The organism is Candidatus Abawacabacteria bacterium, assembly GCA_016207805.1.
GTDB lineage: Bacteria > Patescibacteriota > Gracilibacteria > RBG-16-42-10 > RBG-16-42-10 > JACQZO01.
This window is the reverse complement of sequence record JACQZO010000023.1, coordinates 1-19,855: the sequence shown is the minus strand read 5'-3', so window position 1 is coordinate 19,855 and position 19,855 is coordinate 1. Positions and strand designations below refer to the sequence as shown.

18 protein-coding genes are annotated in these 19,855 nt (G+C 40.2%); 5 read left to right on the top strand and 13 right to left on the bottom strand.

Translation table 11 applies throughout. From position 1 onward, the window contains the following. The first annotated feature begins 43 nt into the window (after window positions 1-43). From HY817_05155 to prmC, 3 genes are all read left to right on the top strand, one after another. Window positions 44-1,036, top strand: coding sequence for a sortase (locus HY817_05155; protein ID MBI4836619.1), 993 nt, complete (start codon window positions 44-46; stop codon window positions 1,034-1,036). 2 nt (window positions 1,037-1,038) lie between these two features. Then, window positions 1,039-2,109, top strand: a complete 1,071-nt coding sequence (locus HY817_05150) for a hypothetical protein (GenBank protein MBI4836618.1) — start codon at window positions 1,039-1,041, stop codon at window positions 2,107-2,109. 219 nt (window positions 2,110-2,328) lie between these two features. Further along, a complete protein-coding gene (gene prmC, locus HY817_05145; GenBank protein ID MBI4836617.1) occupies window positions 2,329-3,174 on the top strand; it encodes a peptide chain release factor N(5)-glutamine methyltransferase in 846 nt (281 codons plus the stop codon). Here prmC and der read toward each other — a convergent pair. Genes der through HY817_05090 form a run of 11 tightly spaced genes read right to left on the bottom strand, consistent with a single transcriptional unit; the run spans window position 3,134 to window position 14,561 of the window. Next, window positions 3,134-4,477 (bottom strand): ribosome biogenesis GTPase Der, encoded by a 1,344-nt coding sequence (gene der / locus HY817_05140; GenBank protein MBI4836616.1) that lies wholly within the window; start codon window positions 4,475-4,477, stop codon window positions 3,134-3,136. The two genes, prmC and der, sit on opposite strands and share 41 nt — an antisense overlap. Before the next feature lie 4 nt (window positions 4,478-4,481). Further along, the gene (locus HY817_05135; GenBank protein MBI4836615.1) at window positions 4,482-4,883 is read right to left on the bottom strand and encodes a hypothetical protein; all 402 of its coding nucleotides are present in this window, start codon (window positions 4,881-4,883) and stop codon (window positions 4,482-4,484) included. Between the two features lie 3 nt (window positions 4,884-4,886). Continuing rightward, window positions 4,887-5,336, bottom strand: a complete 450-nt coding sequence (locus HY817_05130; protein MBI4836614.1) for a 50S ribosomal protein L9 — start codon at window positions 5,334-5,336, stop codon at window positions 4,887-4,889. Window positions 5,337-5,380: 44 nt separating this feature from the next. Next, complete coding sequence (locus tag HY817_05125) at window positions 5,381-6,994, bottom strand: ABC transporter substrate-binding protein (protein ID MBI4836613.1); 1,614 nt, start codon at window positions 6,992-6,994, stop codon at window positions 5,381-5,383. Window positions 6,995-7,000: 6 nt separating this feature from the next. Continuing rightward, window positions 7,001-7,237 carry a preprotein translocase subunit SecG gene (gene secG / locus HY817_05120; protein ID MBI4836612.1) on the bottom strand — a complete coding sequence of 79 codons (237 nt, stop codon included), beginning with the start codon at window positions 7,235-7,237 and terminating at the stop codon, window positions 7,001-7,003. Window positions 7,238-7,262: 25 nt separating this feature from the next. Beyond that, on the bottom strand, window positions 7,263-7,628 hold the full coding sequence (locus HY817_05115) for a phage holin family protein (GenBank protein MBI4836611.1): 366 nt from the start codon (window positions 7,626-7,628) through the stop codon (window positions 7,263-7,265). A 9-nt stretch (window positions 7,629-7,637) separates the two neighbouring features. Next, window positions 7,638-8,690: a rod shape-determining protein gene (locus HY817_05110; GenBank protein MBI4836610.1), complete on the bottom strand. Its 1,053-nt coding sequence runs from the start codon at window positions 8,688-8,690 to the stop codon at window positions 7,638-7,640. Window positions 8,691-8,692: 2 nt separating this feature from the next. Further along, window positions 8,693-10,120: a proline--tRNA ligase gene (locus tag HY817_05105; GenBank protein MBI4836609.1), complete on the bottom strand. Its 1,428-nt coding sequence runs from the start codon at window positions 10,118-10,120 to the stop codon at window positions 8,693-8,695. Between the two features lie 9 nt (window positions 10,121-10,129). Continuing rightward, entirely contained in the window at window positions 10,130-11,110 is a 981-nt protein-coding gene (locus tag HY817_05100; protein MBI4836608.1) for an ATP-binding cassette domain-containing protein, read from the bottom strand. 29 nt (window positions 11,111-11,139) lie between these two features. After that, window positions 11,140-13,749, bottom strand: a complete 2,610-nt coding sequence (locus HY817_05095; GenBank protein MBI4836607.1) for a S8 family serine peptidase — start codon at window positions 13,747-13,749, stop codon at window positions 11,140-11,142. Between the two features lie 38 nt (window positions 13,750-13,787). Next, window positions 13,788-14,561 (bottom strand): ABC-2 family transporter protein, encoded by a 774-nt coding sequence (locus tag HY817_05090; protein ID MBI4836606.1) that lies wholly within the window; start codon window positions 14,559-14,561, stop codon window positions 13,788-13,790. 41 nt (window positions 14,562-14,602) lie between these two features. On the opposite strand from HY817_05090, the gene HY817_05085 reads away from it, so the two are divergent. Continuing rightward, window positions 14,603-16,384: a hypothetical protein gene (locus HY817_05085; protein ID MBI4836605.1), complete on the top strand. Its 1,782-nt coding sequence runs from the start codon at window positions 14,603-14,605 to the stop codon at window positions 16,382-16,384. Window positions 16,385-16,386: 2 nt separating this feature from the next. On the opposite strand, the gene HY817_05080 is transcribed toward HY817_05085, so the two are convergent. Both HY817_05080 and HY817_05075 read right to left on the bottom strand, forming a co-directional pair. Beyond that, the gene (locus tag HY817_05080; GenBank protein ID MBI4836604.1) at window positions 16,387-17,181 is read right to left on the bottom strand and encodes an ABC-2 family transporter protein; all 795 of its coding nucleotides are present in this window, start codon (window positions 17,179-17,181) and stop codon (window positions 16,387-16,389) included. After that, window positions 17,174-18,610, bottom strand: a complete 1,437-nt coding sequence (locus tag HY817_05075) for an LCP family protein (GenBank protein ID MBI4836603.1) — start codon at window positions 18,608-18,610, stop codon at window positions 17,174-17,176. The genes HY817_05080 and HY817_05075 overlap by 8 nt, the downstream gene beginning before the upstream one ends. Window positions 18,611-18,708: 98 nt before the next feature. On the opposite strand from HY817_05075, the gene trxB reads away from it, so the two are divergent. After that, window positions 18,709-19,626: a thioredoxin-disulfide reductase gene (trxB, locus tag HY817_05070; GenBank protein ID MBI4836602.1), complete on the top strand. Its 918-nt coding sequence runs from the start codon at window positions 18,709-18,711 to the stop codon at window positions 19,624-19,626. The last annotated feature ends 229 nt before the right edge of the window (window positions 19,627-19,855 follow it).

Genomic DNA, 19,855 nt, shown 5'->3' with positions numbered 1-19,855 from the left:
CTTCTGCTCTACTTGTTTTAAAATATATTGAAGTAACTGTGCTATGTACTCAATCCTCACTCTTGCTATTGCTGCTTTGACAGCTTCGTCCGGTAATGGAGATGGTCTGGTGACAAACATGGCCTATCAAGAACAATCTTTGTTGAATCATTTTGTCGAGCAAATGATGAGTTACCATGATACGCGCATATTAGCTTTGCGTGATGAAACAGCTGCTTTCACATTAGAGCCACTGTATAATGTTTCTGAGCCATTGGCTGCTAATACAGTTGAGATTCAACCAACAGTTGAAGTTCAGCCGACAATTGAACCTGTAGTAGTAAATAGTGGTCCATCGATTAGTGTATTGCCGGCTCCAGTGAAGCCTACTGTTACGCCAAAGCCAATTGCCGCGGCAACAACACCTAAGCCAGTTGTCCTCCCAAGACCAGTAACCTCAGTACCGGTTGCTCCCAGAGTTATCCCACCAGCACCGACGCCTGTGGCTATTCCAACTCCAGTGGCTACTTCTACTCCAGCACCTGTGCCAGCAGTACCAGCTTCTCAACCTCAATTGGTTCCCACCCAACCTCGTACAAGCGGACCAGTATTGGCTGCCGTTAATAGTGAAAATATTGGTACCTATTCTATCAGTATACCGGCTTTAGGATTACAGAATATTCCTGTCACCCCTACTGATGCTCGAATTGATGCCAAATGGAAAGATGATTTGAAACTTGGTGTAGGACAATTGCTTTACCCACCAGCAAGTGGTCACAAGACAGTGATTTTTGGTCATTCCTCAAATTTTAGTTATGTGCGGTCCAATTTTAATGAAGTGTTCAAAAATTTAAACCGATTGGTGATCGGCAATGAAGTATTTATTCAATTTCAGGGTCAACAGTTGAAATATAAAGTGGTAAAACAAGAAGTTGTGGGAGCTAATACAAGCAGTATAGTAACCGATTATGGCAGAGAAGAGCTTGTGCTCTTTACCTGTTGGCCATATCAAACATCTCGCGAGCGTTATATTGTTTATTTAGATCGTATCTTTTAATTATGAAGTGTTCATTCTGTGGTACGGAAAACATGTCAGGACGAACGCACTGTATCGCGTGTGGTACTCCATTGCCTGTTAGTGCAGAGCCGGCACCAATGCAGGCTGAGCCCGCTAATATGAGCCAAAGTCAGGAACCCGCTATGGTGATGCCGGTTGATGATCCCGTGATCTCACAGACGGAAACGTCTGATACGCTAATCCCTGCGCCTTTAGAAGTTCCTACCCCGCCCAACTTTACGCAAGAGCCAGCTTACACTGCAGCTGCTACTCAGTCCGAAATGGCTGTTAGCCAGTCGGCCTCTATACTAGAGCCGGAAAGTACATCAACGAATTATGAACCTTTACCAGCCGCTGAGTCAGAGCCTGAGCCAGTCAATAATGTTCCAGAGTCAATTAATGTTTTGGAGCCTGCACCAGTTGAGCCAACGCCAGTGGCTGTGGAGCAGGGGACTCCGAGAGTGAATGTGCAGTTTGATGATAAAGATTTAGCAGAGGTATCAATGCCTATTCATCAAGAGCTGCCGGCAAAAGAATTGCATCCTGATAGTGCTACCAATATAGCTGGAGCAGAGGAGGGTGGTGAGCATACCGGACCCTGGTTAGCGTTGACAGTTTTGGGGGTGGGATTTGCTATTGTTTGTTTGGTGATTTACTTAATTTACCGTTGGTTCTTCGTTTCTGCACCAATGCCCACAGTAGTGACGCCATTGCCAACCGTGGTACAAACTATAGTTAGACCAACACCATCGGTAGTGCCATTGTCAAGTAATGATGCTCAAAGAGCCCAAGATGTTAATGATTTAAGGGTGGCATTGAAGGCTTATTATGATAGTAAAGGGCGTTACCCAGGGGCAAGTAACTATACTAGTTTGTTGAATAGTTTAATTGGTAGCAGTCTTTTGACTCGTCGTATTCAAGATCCTGCATTTCCAGCTCAAGAATATAAATATACAGTAGACGCAACTGGGCAAAGCTATGAAATTGTAATTACTTTTGATTCATTGGCATCGCCTTTATTAGCTGGTAGCTCTTCGCCGATATATCGGCTCAGTGGAGCTCAGGGAAATTAACAGGTAAGGGTTTTTAGGGGAATTGTGTCAATAGTAAGCCATAGACTTGGCTTTGTGTAAAACATGCTGATTAGCAAAAAGATCGCACAAGATACATTGTGCATACTAAGTATTTAATACCAACTTGTGCACATGTCCCCTGCTCGGCTATCGTACTGTCGTTCCTATTAACGGCGTTTTATTATCTAGAATATGGTGGACCTTGCATCGGTGCTTAAAATGTTTTCTAGTACAAATAGGCATGAAATTGAAGTGTTGATTGCTCATTTTCTCAAAAAAGATCGTTTGTGGGTTCTGACGCATCAAGATTTTGTTCCTCCTAGCAATGTTATCAATGCCATACTTAATTCAGCGCGGCAGTTGATTAGTGGAGAGCCCCTTGCTTACATCGTTGGTTATAAGCGATTTTATGATGTCGACTTTTTTGTTGATAAGCATGTGCTTATTCCTCGACAAGAAACTGAAGAGTTAATTGCTCATGTACTTAATTCACTATCATCCTATCCAGTGCCAAGTTTAGTGGCCGATATTGGTACTGGTTCTGGCTGTATCGGACTAACTCTGGCTCATTTAGCTAGTCAGCATCGCTATGTTCTGGTTGATATCAGTGAACATGCTTTGGCTGTTGCCCAAAGAAATGCCAAACAATTAAACATCAGTATTAATCTTGTCAAGTTTCAGCAGGGGGATCTCTTGGACTCTTTTTTGCCGCAAACTAATTTACCCAAATTAATTGTAGCCAATTTGCCTTATCTCAATGAACATATCTATCAAACTCTTACTGATAGTGTGCGTTTATTTGAGCCAAAATTAGCATTGTCTGGTGGACCTGATGGGCTTGATCTTTGTCGAAAGTTATTAGCTCATATTGTCGCTTTATACCCTCACGGGGCATATCCTGAGATGTGGTGGGAAATTTCTCCTGAGCAAAAAGATCTTCTACTCAATGACACTATTAAAATTCCTCACCAATATCAGATAGCATTCTATCAGGATTTATCGGCAAGAATTCGTTTTGTTCATTTTATTCCTCAGTCTTTTCACGACGTGAGCGATACTCAATAATTACTGGCGTTCCTTCCAGCTCAAAATATTGGCGCAAATTATTTTCAATTGCTCTCACATGGGAGAATCGAAAGACATCGTCATCATTAACAAAAAATAGAAAATGAGGAGGCTTGGTATCGGTTTGTAGACCATAATACATTTTGGCACGCTTGCCTTTGATCAATGGTGCGGTATGAAGGCTTTGAAAATATTCCAAAAATTTGTTAATTTTCTGTGTCGATATTGTTCTACTGTACTGGGCTGCTACATGTTGAATGATGTGGAGCAAATTATCTACCCCCTTTTTTTCATGTACAGACAACGGTACTATTGGTGCCCATTTGGCATATTGCAGTATATAGCGCATCTCTTGTTCAAATTTTTTGAGTACTTCATGACTGACTATATCACTCTTGGTTACTACGATTACTAAACCCTTACGTTGTTCCAAGATATATTGAATAATAGTTTCGTCTCTGTGTACTACCATATTCTCAGCGCTGATTAGTAGTACGGCAATATCGCATTGTTCAATGACTTTATGAGACCGTAAATAAGAAATGTACTCTATATTATCGGCAATCTTGGCTCGCCTTCGTAAACCGGCAGTATCAATCCACTGAATGGACATATTAAGCTCAGGATAATTGGTGATCACATCAAGTGGATCACGAGTGGTACCAGGAATATCAGAAACGAGAGACAGTTCCTCCCCTGCCAAATAATTAAATAAAGTAGATTTGCCGGCATTAGGTCTGCCTAAAAGTGCCACCTTAATATCAGGTTTCGGGCTATTAGCAGTATCTGGCAATAAAGGAATTTTATTAGTAATGAAAAAGTCCTTAATACCCAGAATCAAACGATCTATACCTCCTCCCTGTAAGGCAGCAACAGGATAAGCTTCCTGGCCAGTCAATTGTTCGATGGCAGCGATATGCTCTTCGCTATTTCTCTGGTCAGCTTTGGTGGCACAGACAATGAAGTGTTGATCATGTTTGCGTAACCACTGCACCAGGGTTCGATCTTCTTTACTAGGCGGTAAGGTGGTATCCATTACTAATACCAATAAAGCAGCTTTTTGAAATAAGGCCAAGGCTCGTTCCTGCGCCTGCACATTAAGCGGATCGGAGAAGTTTTCAAATACTCCCGGGCAGTCAGCCAAAATGAAGCTACCGCTCGGAGTCTCTACTGTGCCATAAAGCACATCTAAAGTTGTCCCCGCTTGCTTATGGGTAATGCTTTTTTGAAAACCTAAGATACGATTAAACAATGTCGACTTACCTACATTTGGTCGACCAATAAGGGCAACGAAATTTTCCATAAAATTAACGAGAACGTTTTCTTAGAAAGTATAAACCAAGTAATAAAGTTCCCGCAAAAATAGCAGCCGTCGTTTTGGTAAATACAGTGTACAAAGTACCCTGTATTGTTTCCGCTGAGGTTACTAACGAAATGCTGCTTCTGCTCTCAATTACCTCAGCTTTGGTATAGACACTAAAAGAACGTTGAGTTTTTACTATTCTTCCTTGGAGTGTACCCACAATACTTTGATAGCTAAGTACATCGTTTTCGCTCACGACATTTTTGGCTATTGATTGATGCATTTCAATATCATCACCTTGAACTTGATCCATAGTACTGCGAGTCACCACGACACTACGGCCGGCTACTTCTTGTACAACTGTATCAGCAATACTGACAGTTTTGATATATTCAGATGCAGACATGAATTAAGCTTGTTTAATAACTTTAAGATGAATCAGGGCTTCTACATCATCAGCTAAGTGAATAGTTACCTTGTGTTCACCCAATTTTCGAATTGGGGTGGACATACGAATAGCTTCACTATCAAGAGAGCAACTAATTTCTTTTGCTAAATCCTTAGCGATCTCAGAAGCACCTACAGATCCATATAATGTACCTTTACTAGTTACCCGACGAGCAAAAGTAAGCTGTACATTCTTAATCTTTTGCGCTAGCTCTTTCGCTTGTTCTTGCATCTTTTTACGGCTTTCTAATCTTTTAGCTTGCATTTTTTGTGATTGAGCCACTAAAGCTGGCGTAGCGAAAGTAGCTAAACTACGAGGCAAAAGGAAATTTCTACCATAACCTGGCTTCACATCAACCATGTCATGTTTTCTACCGAGATGAGGAACATCTTGAATCAGAACGAGCTTCATAAATAAAAAAAGTGAAAAAACAATAAATCAAAAGCGCGGTTAGTTTATATCCAGATTTGCTTTTCTGCAATATACCAGGCGCTAATCAAGGCATATAATTGCTCAGGACTAGTCGGGTTTGCCGGCAGAAAGGTGTTGTGAACCCTTTTATTGATGAAAATAGTATCTCTGTTTGTATATAAAGGAAGCACTGGCATATCCTCTAAAATTTTGTCATAAGCTTGATTGAGAAGCTTTTTTTGCTCTTGGTTATCAAGAGTTAAGCGAATTTTGCTCAGCAAGTTATCAACAGCAACATTTTTATAGAGAGAAAAATTTAGGCCAGGATATTTGATTTGAGAAGAATGAAAATAAGGATAAAGATCAATATTCCCTCCTAAGCGCTCGCCTATCAGTAATACATCATAGCTTCTTGGTTTGAGAAAATTATTTTGTAATTCCCCAAACTCCTGGCCAATCAGAATACAATTAATACCCAAAGGTTTCCATTGTTGAGCAATTTCAGTAGCCACTTTTTCTAGCATTGGATCTTTGCGATATACGAGTTTTATTTCTATTGGAGTATCGGCGGAAACCTTAGCAGTGTTCAGTAAGCTTTTTGCTTTCTCTAGATCATAAGTAATCTTTTGAGTTAAAACTTCGGGCAAGGGTGAATCAACTAATTGTAAACTATCAGCTAGTTGAGCAACTTTATTTCGATCGGTTCCTACTTTTATTGCTAAGCGGATATTTTTGTTATTCAGAGGACCACTATTGTTGTTAAAAAAGAGACCAACATATTGTGGTAGGGTGAAGTCATATGCCGTATAATCATTATTTGTTGTTTCTGTTGCCAAGTTTTCTGCATAAGCGATGTCAAATTTATGCATATCTCGCTTAAGGTCCTCTATTTTAGAATAGCCGGTAAGATGAATATTTTGGATATACGCTTTCTCACCAAAAAAATCATTGAATGCTGTAAGCCTAATTTCGCTAGTGTTCGAATCCTTGACAATGGAGGAGGCTTTATATTTACCAGTACCAATAGGGTTACGATTAAATGGATGACTTAAGAAATCATTGATTGATTGTACATCGTCGAGAATATGTTGAGGTAAAATACCAATGGTAAGGTTGTACGGGAAAAAAGTATTGGCCTCATCCAGAGTGAAAACTACAGTATTGGGATCCTGTGCTGTAATTTTCACACCATTAAAAGCTCCTTTATAGGGACCATCGTAACTAGGATCTTTCACTAAGGTATTATAGGTGAAAACCACATCAGCACTGGTTACGGCCACATTGTCATGGAATTGTGCTCTTTGTAAGGTGACTGTATATGTTTTTAAATCATTGCTTATGCTCATTTCATTGGCCAAAGCATTTTTGAGAGTGTGATTAAAAGGATCGACGCTAAATAAACCACTAAAAGCCAAGCTACAAGCGGTACGAACGGTCATTGAACTAGTACAATACAAACTATTCAAGCTCTCTGTAGTGCCGATATGAGCGATAGAAAGAGTTTCACCAGTATTTGCCAATGATCGAACTCTAGCCGATGAAAAGATACTTTTATCAATCAGAAAAGTAGAGCTTACTAAAGCTACTGTCAGTAATAAAGCAAGAACTGCTCTTTCTGCCCGCGGGAAAAAATGAGAAATTTCTTTATAAGAAATCATATTTGATTAACGAAGTCCGGCAACAATGCTATCCCAAAGAGGAATGATTAAACTAAGTAAAGCAAATGTAGTGGTGAAAAGAATGGTCAAGCTAAAAAGCAATTTTTCTGGACCTCGGCGTGTACGGTAAAAGGTACCATCGCCACCAAAGGTGCTAGACAAACCCACTCCTCGGGATTGTAAAAGAATAAAAAGAATAAGCAAAACCGCGTTGGCAACAAAGATATACTGAAGAAAGTTCATAAATGAAAATTACGAAGTTATAGTACTAGACAAAAAATAGGTTTTCAATGGTGTTGAGTATCCCAAGCAAAACAGCAGCGATAATATAAGTCATAATATCAGGGATCACTATTTCTGGCACAAGCCAAGTAACTATAGCCAGGACAATCATATTAATCACAATCAAAAATAAGCCACCAGTTAATAATATTAATGGCAAAGAAAATAGCTTCAATAAGGGCTTGATGATACTATTTACCAAACCAAGAATCAAACCGCCAAGTAAAAATAAGCGGATTTGTTCACGGGCACTAAGTCCGGGATGAATTTGGATGCTTGGTATTAAAACTACTAGTAGTCCTAGCACTAAGCTGTTCATAATCCAATTCCACACGAAACGAGCAATAAGCATAAAAATGATTTATTTAAGAAGCGAGTGATCTTCAGTGGAAACTAATACCTCACGCAATGTATCAAGATTTTCTAATACTTGACCAGTGCCACGAACTACTGCAGATAAGGGGTCTTCTGCTAAATAAACTGGCATATGCGTATGGGCGGCAATTAATTGATCTAAACCGCGTAGTAAAGCTCCTCCACCAGCAAGAGTAATACCTCTTTCCATAATATCTGCTACCAATTCTGGTGGTGTCTGCTCGACAGTAAAGCGCACAGTTTCACTAATAATCATAGCTGACTTCATCAAGGCATCACGGATCATCTTTTCATCAAATTGTATTTCTTTGGGTAATCCAGTAACTAAATCTCTGCCGCGAGCATTAAACACTCCCCTTTCTCTAGTCTCATAGACATTGCCAATTTCCCATTTCATTCGTTCCGCAGTTCTGACCCCAAGCAGTAAATTAAAATGATCTTTGGCGTATTGCATAATGTCTTCATTCAATTTATCGCCCGCGATGCGTAGTGATTTGCTGGTAATAATGCCACCCAATGAAATTACTGCCACTTCAGTAGTGCCACCACCAATATCCACTATCATGGAACCTGTAGCTTCTTGTACGGGCAAATTGGCGCCTACAGCAGCAGCCATTGGTTCTTCGATAAGATAGCTTTGTCTGGCGCCAGCATTTCTAGCCGCATCGGCTACTGCCTTTTTCTCTACTTCTGTTACTCCTGAAGGTATGCCAATTACTACTCTTGGTCTAGGGAAAAGAGTAAATGATTCTTTATGTACTTTATCAATGAAATAACGGAGCATTTGTTCAGTAATTTCAAAATCGGAAACAACACCATCCACCAATGGTCTAATCGCTACTATATGTGAAGGAGTTCGCCCCACCATTTGACGAGCAGCTTCACCAATAGCCAGGATTTGTTTGGTTTTTTCATTTACTGCTACTACAGAAGGTTCATTGATCACAATGCCTTTACTACGCACGAATACCAATGTATTCGCTGTTCCTAAATCAATACCAATATCATGTGAAAAAGCGCCAAAAAATTTACTAAACATATTTAATACGCTTTAGCAAAATACCATTGTCGCTCAGCTGGTTTGCCAGAATAGAAACATGTTCCTGGTTTTGTGTCGCCCATTACTACTACTCGAGTAGTAGCCTTAGTTTTTTCTTGTATTTCTTTTTCCATTGCTGGATCTTCGCAAAAATACGCTTTAGCATAACCTCCTTTTTCAATTACCCGATCAAAGTCCTCTTTATTATGAACTTCGGTAATAGCAGATTCGACATATGTCTTTGCGGCCTGATACATGTCAGTAGTTATTTGATCTAATAATTTGGGCAAAGCTGAGCTTACTTGATCTAGAGGAATGGCCAATTTTTCACCGGTATCACGACGAGCAATACTCACTATATTTTGAGCAAGCTCTTGCATACCCATTTCTAAACGCAATGGCACACCCTTCATTTCCCATTCATTGCGTTTGAAACCGATACTGACTCCATCTCTGCTATCAATATGTACTCTGACCGGGGTTAAGTCTTGTTTGAATTGATTGAGTTGTTCGATAATTTTTTTTGCGTCTGCTGCTTCACGGGCGATGGGTATCATCACAATTTGAATAGGTGCAACTGGTGGCGGTAATTTGAGGCCATCATCATCACCATGACTAACAATTAATGCACCAATCATCCGAGTAGATACACCCCAACTAGTTTGCCAAGGTGTTTTTCTTTGGCCATCGGTATCAGAAAAACTGATATTGAAAGCTTTAGCAAAGTTTTGACCTAAATTATGTGAGGTGCCAAATTGAATCGATTTACCATCTTTTGCCAAGGACTCAACACCCATAGTATAGAGCGCACCAGAAAACTTCTCCTTTTCTGATTTATAACCAGCTAATACTGGTAAGGCTAACATGTCCCGAGCAAAGTCTTGATACATAGTTAATGCTGCCAATGTTTCCGTATCAGCTTCTTCTTTGGTGGCATGAACAGTATGTCCTTCTTGCCATAAGAATTCTGTAGTGCGTAAAAAAGGCCTGGTGCGCATTTCCCAACGAACAACATTAGCCCATTGATTGATTAGTAAAGGTAAATCACGATAACTCTCAATCCATTTAGCATAGGTATCATAAATAATAGTTTCAGAAGTGGGTCTTATTACCAAAGCTTCATCGAGCTTTTTCCCGCCGGCGTGAGTGACCACAGCAACTTCTGGCGCAAATCCTTCTACATGCTCGGCTTCTTTGCGTAAAAAGCTTTCGGGAATAAATAATGGGAAATAAGCATTCTGGACACCGCGAGCTTTGATGCGACGATCGAGATCTGCTTGAATTAATTCCCAAATACGATACCCATAAGGTTTAATGATCATACAACCTTTAACTGACGAATAGTCAGCTAATTCTGCATGTTGGACGATATCTAGGTACCATTGTGAAAAATCTTGAGATTGAGGAGTGAGTAATTGTTTTTTGTTCACGGAAGTAAATTAAGAAGAAGTCTGGGTAAGAAAGAAGTCATGCATGATCTCATCTAGTGTCGGTTCCTTGATACTGAGTGAGACAATCCTTAATTCTTTCAATAAAATACTGACAACATTTGCGAGTTCATTGTACGGGACAGTAATTTGTAGGACAAGTTCTGTCGTCTGCTCAATGTTTGCTACTACTGGCAGTGGTGGGATCGTTTGCGGTTGCTGCAATGTTAGCTGGATTACGGGATGGATTGGATGGGTTTGTTTGAAATTGTTTACCGATCCTTGAAAAACAATATCTCCCTTATGCAATATCATTAAATCATCGCAAAGAGTATCGATATCGGCCATATTATGCGATGTTAATAAAATGGTTGCTTTTTGACTGACATGATACTGCTTGATAAATTTCCGTATTTTTTGTTGGGAAACAATGTCTAATCCAATGGTAGGTTCATCAAGAAAAAGAATTTGGGGATAGTGTAATAAGGCTGCTAGTAGTTCACAACGCATGCGCTCCCCTAAGGATAGTTTACGCACTGGAGTATGAAGTAAATCTTCAATAGCCAGTAATTCACTTAAAAAAGCGACTCTTTGACTAAATTCAGTTTTTGAAAGACCATAAATACTAGCAAAAAAGTGCAGACTATCCATGGTTGGTAAATCCCACCACAATTGACTTTTTTGGCCCATGACCAAACTAATTTTTTGCAAAAATTGATGATCTCTGTGCTGGGGAATATATTGGCCAATCTGAATTTGCCCTTCCGTAGGTACCAAAATACCACTGAGCATTTTCATTAAAGTGGTTTTACCGGAACCATTGGGGCCCAATAAACCAATAAAACTGCCTGAAGGGATGGTGAAAGAAACATTATTAATTGCCGTTTTGCTTTTCTTCTTACGATAAAATAAACTTTTAAGACTGCCCCAGATACCGGGACTTTTCTCAAAAAGAGGATATTGTTTGCTGACCTGATCCAGGAGAATTTGCATCAATGCAATATAAGCCCACCCAGTCTAGCTTAATGTCGAGAATTAACAATAACTTTAGCAGCTTCAGCTCTACTTAATGAATTGTGAGGGTAAAAAAGCCCATTATTACCCTGTACCCATTGTAAGCGCTTGGCAGTTTCAATATAGGCCATAGTTCTATTATCGCGAACATCGGGAAAGGAGCTGCTTAGATTTGTTTCTGGCACTATTCGGCGTATTGCTACTAGCCATAGAATTGCTTGCTCACGAGTAATGGGTTGATGAGGAAAAAAGTTTTCTTTACCATCCCAGACTATTCTCTGATATACAGCACAGTGAATTTCTTGGCTAAATACATTATTAGTAATATCACTAAAATGTGCTTGATTGCTGGCACAAGTGCTATTCACTAGACCAGCATCATGCATTGCTACTTTTAGGAATTCACCTCTTGAGATAACACGATTAGGAAAATAGAAATTATCTTGACCGTGAATACTTCCTTTAAGGGTTAAATCACTAATTTGCTGAAAGGCAAAATGATCAGCTGGTACATCGGCAAAGGTAATGGTTGTTTGAGCTTCAACAATAGGGTCATCACGATCTCGATTTCGTCTTCTTTCTCGCCGTCTTGAGCTACTGCTTTCCTCTTCGTCTTCTTCTTCAGATTCAGATGTAGGCGGCGGGGTAGCTGTCTGTGCAGCTGCTCTAGTGATGACTATACTATCTGACGCTAATAATTGAGCAGCACTATTAAATCCATTTACATTATAAACAGTGGTGCCCTCTGCTATTGTAATAGTAGAATTCCAGGTGGTTTGCCCTAAGCTAAAGCCAGGTATACTAATGTCATTAACTTTAATAGTGGCAATATTGCCAGTCAGCTGACCGCTTAATGTTAATTGGCTTTCTGAAGTATTGAAAATAGTTTCACTGGTAGGTCCAGAAATGGTGATTGTCGCAGGTGCTTCTGCTACCGTTAGTACAATACTACCAGTTGCAGTATGGGTAGGATCTGATACTTGAATAGGAATAGTATAATCACCAGCACTACTACTAGTAGTAATAGCTGCTGAAGTATAAGTGTTATTAGTACCCAAGATTAATGTTTGATTCGTGCTACCTAAGGCAGTGAAATCGGCACTGACTGTTAATGTGTCATGTTCATTATCGGTAGCGACCACTGAAAGCGCGGTGCTGATTTCACCATCATTTACTAGCGGATTACTACTCCAGGTGCTGCTAATAATCTGTGGTGCCTGATTAGTTGGGGTAACAGGGGGGGCTGTGATCGCTAGTGCATTTTGCACATCCAACAATCCATAGCCAAAATTACTATCTTTTCCGGTGGTGCCCAAATCTCTTGCCGTTTGCTCTAAGCGAGCACGAATCTGGGCTGGTGTCAGGGCGGGATTTTGTTCTATCAGGAGAGCAACAGCAGCTGCTACCATTGGACTTGAGAAACTAGTACCGCTGCTAATAATGTAATTATTGCTACCATCTGCTAGTACCTGTGCAGCATTTTCTTCACTGCCTTGAGAGCGCGTGGTGAGCAAGCTCACACCAGGGGTAACCAATGACAAACCATTACCAGTATTCGAAAAAGAAGCTTTATCGCCTAAACTAGTAATACTACCGACAGCAATAACGCTGGGAATAGATGCAGGGGCAAAATGATTTTGCAAAATATCAGTATTAGCATTACCTGCTGAAGCAACTAGTACCACTCCAGCATTTACCGCATTGTTACAGGTATTAATTAAAGCAACTGTATCAGCCCCGGCCCCACCAAAGCTCATATTGACTACCTTGGCGCCTTTGGCAACGGCATAGTTAATGGCTTTGATTACATTAGAAGTCCTTCCCCTACCATCTTCGTCTAGTACTTTTAGAGGCATAATTCTTGCTGTTGGGGCAATTCCCACAATACCAACAGTGTCATTATTGGCTGCGATGATTCCCGCAGCTTGGGTGCCGTGACCTAAGTGATCAGTGAAAATGTGATTGTTGTCTAAGTAATTCCAGCCATTAATATCGTCAATAAGTCCATTACTATCATTGTCTAAACCATCACTGGCTTCACTGGTGTTTTGCCATAATCTAGATTGCAACTCAGTATGACCAATACGCAATCCACTATCAATAACAGCTATCGTTACACCTTGTCCTCGAAGTGAGCTGTGTTCAAAGGCTGCAGTCCAATTGATATCTATGCCAGTTGTACCTTGGAATTGAGTAGTACTGGAGGAATGATAGGACTGGCCGGTATTCTGCAGATACCATTGTTCCGCAAATAGTGCATCGCTAGGCATGGCGGCTGCCTGCATTAAATAATCAGGTTCAAGTGTGATTTGATCTTGATAAGAAGCCATAATGAAAGCGAGATCTTGATCATAGTCAAAAGTAACAGCCAAAACTTCATTATCAGGAGACAATGAATGAACTGCCTGTAATGGGTAATCTTTCTTGATGGTCTGTAAAGTATGTTTTAATTGCTTATGGTCACTGGTAAGTAGCAGTACAGCATTGGCGTGTTCTTGCTGTAATTCCTGATTGGCTTGAGCCACTTTAGCATTAAAACTATCAGTTGTGACTTGTAGGAATTCTAGGCCAACAGTGGCCAAGAGGATCAACACTAAAAAAAATCGGGGGAAGCGCATTTATTTTTGTATTCTTTTTATTATATCACGGCACAATTTTAGCTGCTAGCGCTATTATAGGCTTTTAAACCATAGTGAAAGAACGCTCGGGCAAGCACAGTAGTTAGAGTCGCCATTGCTAGCAGCAGGCATAGTGCCCAAACGGAATTATCCCATACAATGGCTAAGGGAAGCATTACTGCAGCGAATACAGGAATGATAAAGTAAAAAAGAAACTTGAGAAAGCCTTCATAAACAATAGGTGGCACTTGAAGAAAGCTGGTGATACTACGGAATAGTTGATGCCAATAGCTAATGCCTACTAGCCAAAAAAGAAAGGTCATGATGATTAGCCAAAGATTATAAAAAATGCTAACCGCTAAAAGAATGCCTAGCATATATCCGGCAATGCTAAAGAGTGATGTGAAGATAGGAAAAGTGATAGCTAGATAAAGAATAAAAGTGGCTGGAGCCAAAATAGTAAGTAATTGGGGAAATGAGATAGCATGCAAAGAAAGCACCAATTGAGGATCAATAGGTTTGCTCAGTATCACATCCAAAGAACCAGAATTAATATGCTGGTACCAATTAGCAAAACTATTACCAAAAAAGCCAATAGTGATAGTTTCAATTAATTGAAATGTAGCCAAAAAAAACATACTTTCAGCATATCCCCAATTCTTGACGTGCAGCAAAGAAGTATACATAATGCCAAACCACGCGAGGTTTACCAGCAAAAACCCTAAGCGTGATAATACGGAGCTCCAAAAATTAGCTCGATAAATCATATCGCGAGTGAAGCTAAGCTTGATGACGGCTGTAAGACTATTCATACAATAATAACTAGCATCTTTTTACTGAAAAATATTGGCATATGCAAGCTAATGGATCAACAGGATTAACTAAATACTTACTTTACGATCGTCTTGCTGAGGGTCCTGATCCTCGAATACCCCGAGTCGCTGGTTTGGTACCTTTTGTTGTCGCTAGAGACAATGAAGATCTGTGGCAGGATAGTTTACGTCTCGTCCTACGGGAAGTACTAGGAGAAAAGATGGACCCAGTTTCAGTGGATGCAATGATGGATGATGAAGATACAATCAAAAAAGCTGAGGCAGACTTGAGAGGAGCATTAAGGGCAGAATATGCTCGCGTAATTGATGGGGCCATCTCAATAGAAAAAATGCAAACTGCATATGATGATATCGTTAAGGAGATTATCACAGAAGCACTAGATGAGAATAAACATCGTATTGATCGAGGAGATAAGCCTTTATTTACTCCAGGCATTGTTCAAGCTTTGACCGAAGGTAAAGTGATTGCCACAGAAGATCTAGTTGAATTGATTGGCTTAGACGAAGATGCTTTTTTGACTGCGGTTTCAGGATTGTCAGATGCTCAACTAAAAAAGCCATTATTAAGAAAACAATATTTAAATAGAGCAATTAAATCATTTCAGTCTAGATTTGATAAAGCAGAACTAGCTTTATTGGATAAGTTGGGATTACGTGAGCCAGGTGAAATCGATGATATACTAATCAAACGCATGCAAGATCGATTATCAGATGCGGTAAAGTTTTTAGAAATGATTCACAAAGTAGCTCATGGGTATCAACTTAAAAAAACCACTAATAAGGTACCAATTGAACCAGGAGAGGTATCAGCTGCTAAATCACAAATACTGATGTGTCCCCTACCTGAAGATTTAGCACAGAAGAGATTTTTTGATTTAGCGGAAACACTCTTCTATTCACGGCCCAATTATGCGGTAGGTAAACAAAGACGATTTCTTGCTCAGCAAGTACTCGTACTGGCGCTATTGTACAATAAGATTAATCAGTATCCGCCTTTTCGAGCAAGAAGAGAGTTGGCACGCAGGATGAATAATTTAGTTAATTATACTTTAGATCCTGCAGTGGGAAGAGAAGGTGTAGATCTGGGAGGCGTATTCGTATCTAGTCAGGATGAGTGGAGTACAGAGGCGACAGCAGACAACTTTATTTTGAAAGGAATGAAGAAAATGAGGCTCTTGCCCTTGTATATCTATAATCCCGTAACCAATGAAGAAGAATTGCTCTTTCCTGAAGGAATAGAAGTGATGCTAAAAGAGCGAACAAAAGGGGCTGACTCTACAGTTTTGAAATTGTTGAATAAAGGGCAGATTGAAAAGATTCACGATTTGGTTGCTTATGAGGTGGTGATTGACGACAGGGAGTTGAGCAGGGACCAGTTTGTAGATAGGGTAAGAAAATTAAAGTTGTACTTTAAAGAAGTTTGGGGTGTTTACAAATTTTATGAGGATGATACGGCAATTACTAAAGATACTCCGACCGGGGTCTCTGGCCATAATCCCGTTAAAGCTAATGACTTTGAAGTGGAAAAAGTAGTGTTCTTCAAGGAGATTGAAGATGCTCAAGGAAGAAAGGTGATGGTTCCAGTAGAGGTTCAGTTTAAGTCATTGAAAATGAAACTGATGGGTGATTCTGGTACTGGTCCTACTGCTCATAAAGAGTATGAATTTCGACGCACAGTGGAGCATGCTCTGTTTGCCCAACTCTATCCTGGAGAAGTGTTTAATGAATTTGCCCAAATTGCATCTGAAGTAGGTACGAAAATTGGCTCTGAGGTTAGAGCTGCGGACAGACAAGAGTTGTAGCCTCAATTGCCCACAGCTTCATATTTCTTAATACCATGTTTCCATACAGGATAAGCAATGATCAGGAGTAAAAGAGTCCAAAGCGATACATGGGCCAATGCTGGTAGTAGCGTCTCGATAGTAGATTTGTGTACCAATATTTCAGCTGGTAGGCCGATACAAGAGTAAAAAGGTAAAACATCCATGATCTGCTGAAACCATAATGGTGTAGTTGCTCTGGGGAAGAATAGGCCGGCACTGAGTAGTATGAGGATATCTTTATAATAAAAAAACGCAGAAGCTTCAGTAAGCCAGAATGCCAAGCTGCCTAAAATTAATGACAATAGACTACAAAAAATATGACCGATGAAAAGCAATGGGAGTATATACAAAAGTAATTGAGGCTCAGAAATCCAAATAGAATTACCTAAAATTAAGTACCCTACCAAACCATAAAGTAGTAAGGCAAAAAATATCTCCACCAAATGCCACAGACTACTGGATAAAATAATATGCAAAGGATAAGAAAATGGTCTCAAAAGATAACTTGAGAGTTTGCCACTACGAATGTCATTATTAATCTCATATTCCGGAGCTACTAAAACAAATTCACGAATAATATTGGCAAATAAAATATACTGCAGCATGCTCGTAAGCATGAAGCCATTGAAGCTCTCGCGATCGCTAAATACCGCTGTCCAGAAAGCGTACATTACAATGAAGCCAATCATGTGGATGAGTAGCCAAAAAAGTATTGTGCCTCGATAAGCAAAGGTCACAGCCAATTGCAAACGCAAAACATTAAAAACTTTATTCATGTCTTTGCTGTAGCACTTGATAATTCTCCACATCAATATTCGATGTGTTAATATTATCTTCATTATCCCCAATAGCATCTTTTCCGACAATAACAGTGACACCGACACTGGAGTAAAGTAGTGGTTCTGTAGTTGCTTGCTCAATGGTAGCATTGCCAATCAACTTACGGATTTCTTCTACCAAGTCCTGATTAGCGCCTGTACGGTCAATAATAATGGTTTTTTCATAAGGCTTTTTGTTGTAAGTATTACGGATGCCGTATTGAGATAAAATAGTAATGCCTTCATGCATCAATTTGTTAGCTATTTGACCAGCTAGTCCTCTGGTTGATGTTCCATTGAGGATCTCAACCACAGCAGTTCCCTGCAATGCTCGATCAGGGCTTACTAATACTCGAGCTAAATATTTGTGGATAATTTCAAAACTATTGCCATCTGGTAACAGTATCCAGGCCCCATTGTAGAGTTGATCTCTTACTTCCTGGCTGGGAATATAGAGTAATTCGCCAGGTCCCTCTTTGAGCACCACATTATAGGTATGGGCTGAGTCTACTTTTTTCCAAACATTAGCCAAAGAAAGCATATCTTGAAAAGACATATTACTGATATAGCTATCTTGTAGCGCATTAACTGTATTCACCATAGAGCCGATATCGGCATTAAAGAGAATCGCTTTGATTCGTTCTTTTAGGGCTGCTATCACTTGTTGTTGTCGGCGAGCTCGATCGAAATCAGAGGCGACACTTTGGCCTGTGCCAATCGCTACTCCATGACGTGAGCGTGCGTATTGTAAAGCTTTTTCTCCGTCCATTTTTTGTACCCCTTCTTCAAACCGTACGGTGATATAACTGTAATTAGGACCGGGAAACTCTCTATCCACAAAGCCAGGCTCAACCTTAACAGGCAAGCCTTCAGGGCCTGCTATACTATCAAAAATTTTCACAAATCCTTTGAAATCGACATAAGCATAATAATGAATCGGTAAACCAGTAATTTTCTGCGCACCCTCGAGCATAAGATCAAAAGCATGCTCTTCGCCTAATTGATGCTTGGCAAGAATATAAAGGGTATTAACTTTTCTCGGACCAAAACGTTCAATTGGTACTACTAAGTCCCGAGGAATAGAAGTGAATATCAGTTGATCAGGTTTGTGACAGAGGCTGGCTACCATAATACTATCTACCAATTCAGAGCCATCATCATATTCTTTACCTCCGCCACCAAGTAGAAGTATATGGGTGCAGCCGCTTTCATCTTGATGCTCTACTGGAGGAGTCGGCGCTGCAATTAAGGTAAGTGGGTTTTGTACTGCCTCTACTAGGGTATAGAGCGTCCTTCCCATAAATATCCCTCCAAATGCCAATATGCCAATTGTACAGCCGATAATACCTAATATAAGCCATTGATATGTGCTATTGCTTGATTCCATGCGGGTCGTGAAGATCCTAAGCAGGATAAAGAATTTTCTTGGCGTTGTAAAAGGAAACCGGTATAAAGGGAAAGACAATGAATTTAAAAACTTTTGTTATGAAAAAACATCGTGTGGTGGTGATTGGCGCTGGACCTTCTGGTCTGACTGCCGCTCTCTATGCTGCTCGTGCTGCTTTGTCTGTAACTGTGCTAGCAGGTCCTCAACCCGGAGGACAATTGACCACTACAACTATGGTAGAAAACTTTCCCGGGTTTCCTGAAGGAATCATGGGACCGGAATTAATGAGTAATATGCAGGCTCAAGCAGAGCGCTTTGGGGCCAAGTTTTTATACGAAACAGCAATTGATATTGATGTTACTACTCGTCCCTTTCAATTAACCACTGATGCAGGTCAATATGAGGCGGATGCTGTAATCATCGCAACAGGAGCCTCTGCACGTTATCTTGGTTTGCCTGCAGAAATGAAGTTTGTCGGCAGAGGGTATCATACTTGTGCTACTTGTGATGGTTTTTTCTATAAGGGTAAACATGTGATAGTGGTGGGTGGTGGTGATACAGCAATGGAGGAAGCTCATCACTTAGCCAAATTAACCGAAAGTGTTACGATTGTTCATCGTCGTGATGCCTTTCGTGCCAGCAAAATTATGCAAGATAGAGTAATGCATGAGCCTAAGATTAAAATTATTTGGAATACAGTGATTAAAGAAATGTTAGGAGAACAAAGAGTAGAAAAAGTACTTCTAGAGGATGTGAACACTCATGACACCAAAGAAATGCCCATTGATGGGGTCTTTGTCGCTATTGGTTATGATCCCAATGTAGCTTTTTTGAAAGGAAAATTAGATATGACTGAAAACGGCTACCTCAAACCTCAACACCATACGAAATCCAATGTGGAAGGCATTTTCATTGCTGGAGATGTAGAAGACTTTACTTACCGCCAAGCAATCACAGCCGCTGGAGATGGTTGTAAGGCCGCACTGGATTGTGAACGTTGGCTGGCCATGCAGTAAGAATTACAAATTCTCAATGAAGGGGTATCCCCCTTATACTAATCCTCATCCTTCGAGCACCGTAAAGTTACCTTAGGCTGAAAACTGAATAAGACTAACTATATTGTCAAAGGTGTTCGTTTGACATAGAGACGGTCATGTTTGATGAGGGAAAAAATACGTTCACAGAGCTTACGGATAATAATAACGATGACATGCCTGTAGGATTTGCCTTCAGCCCGTTTCTTTT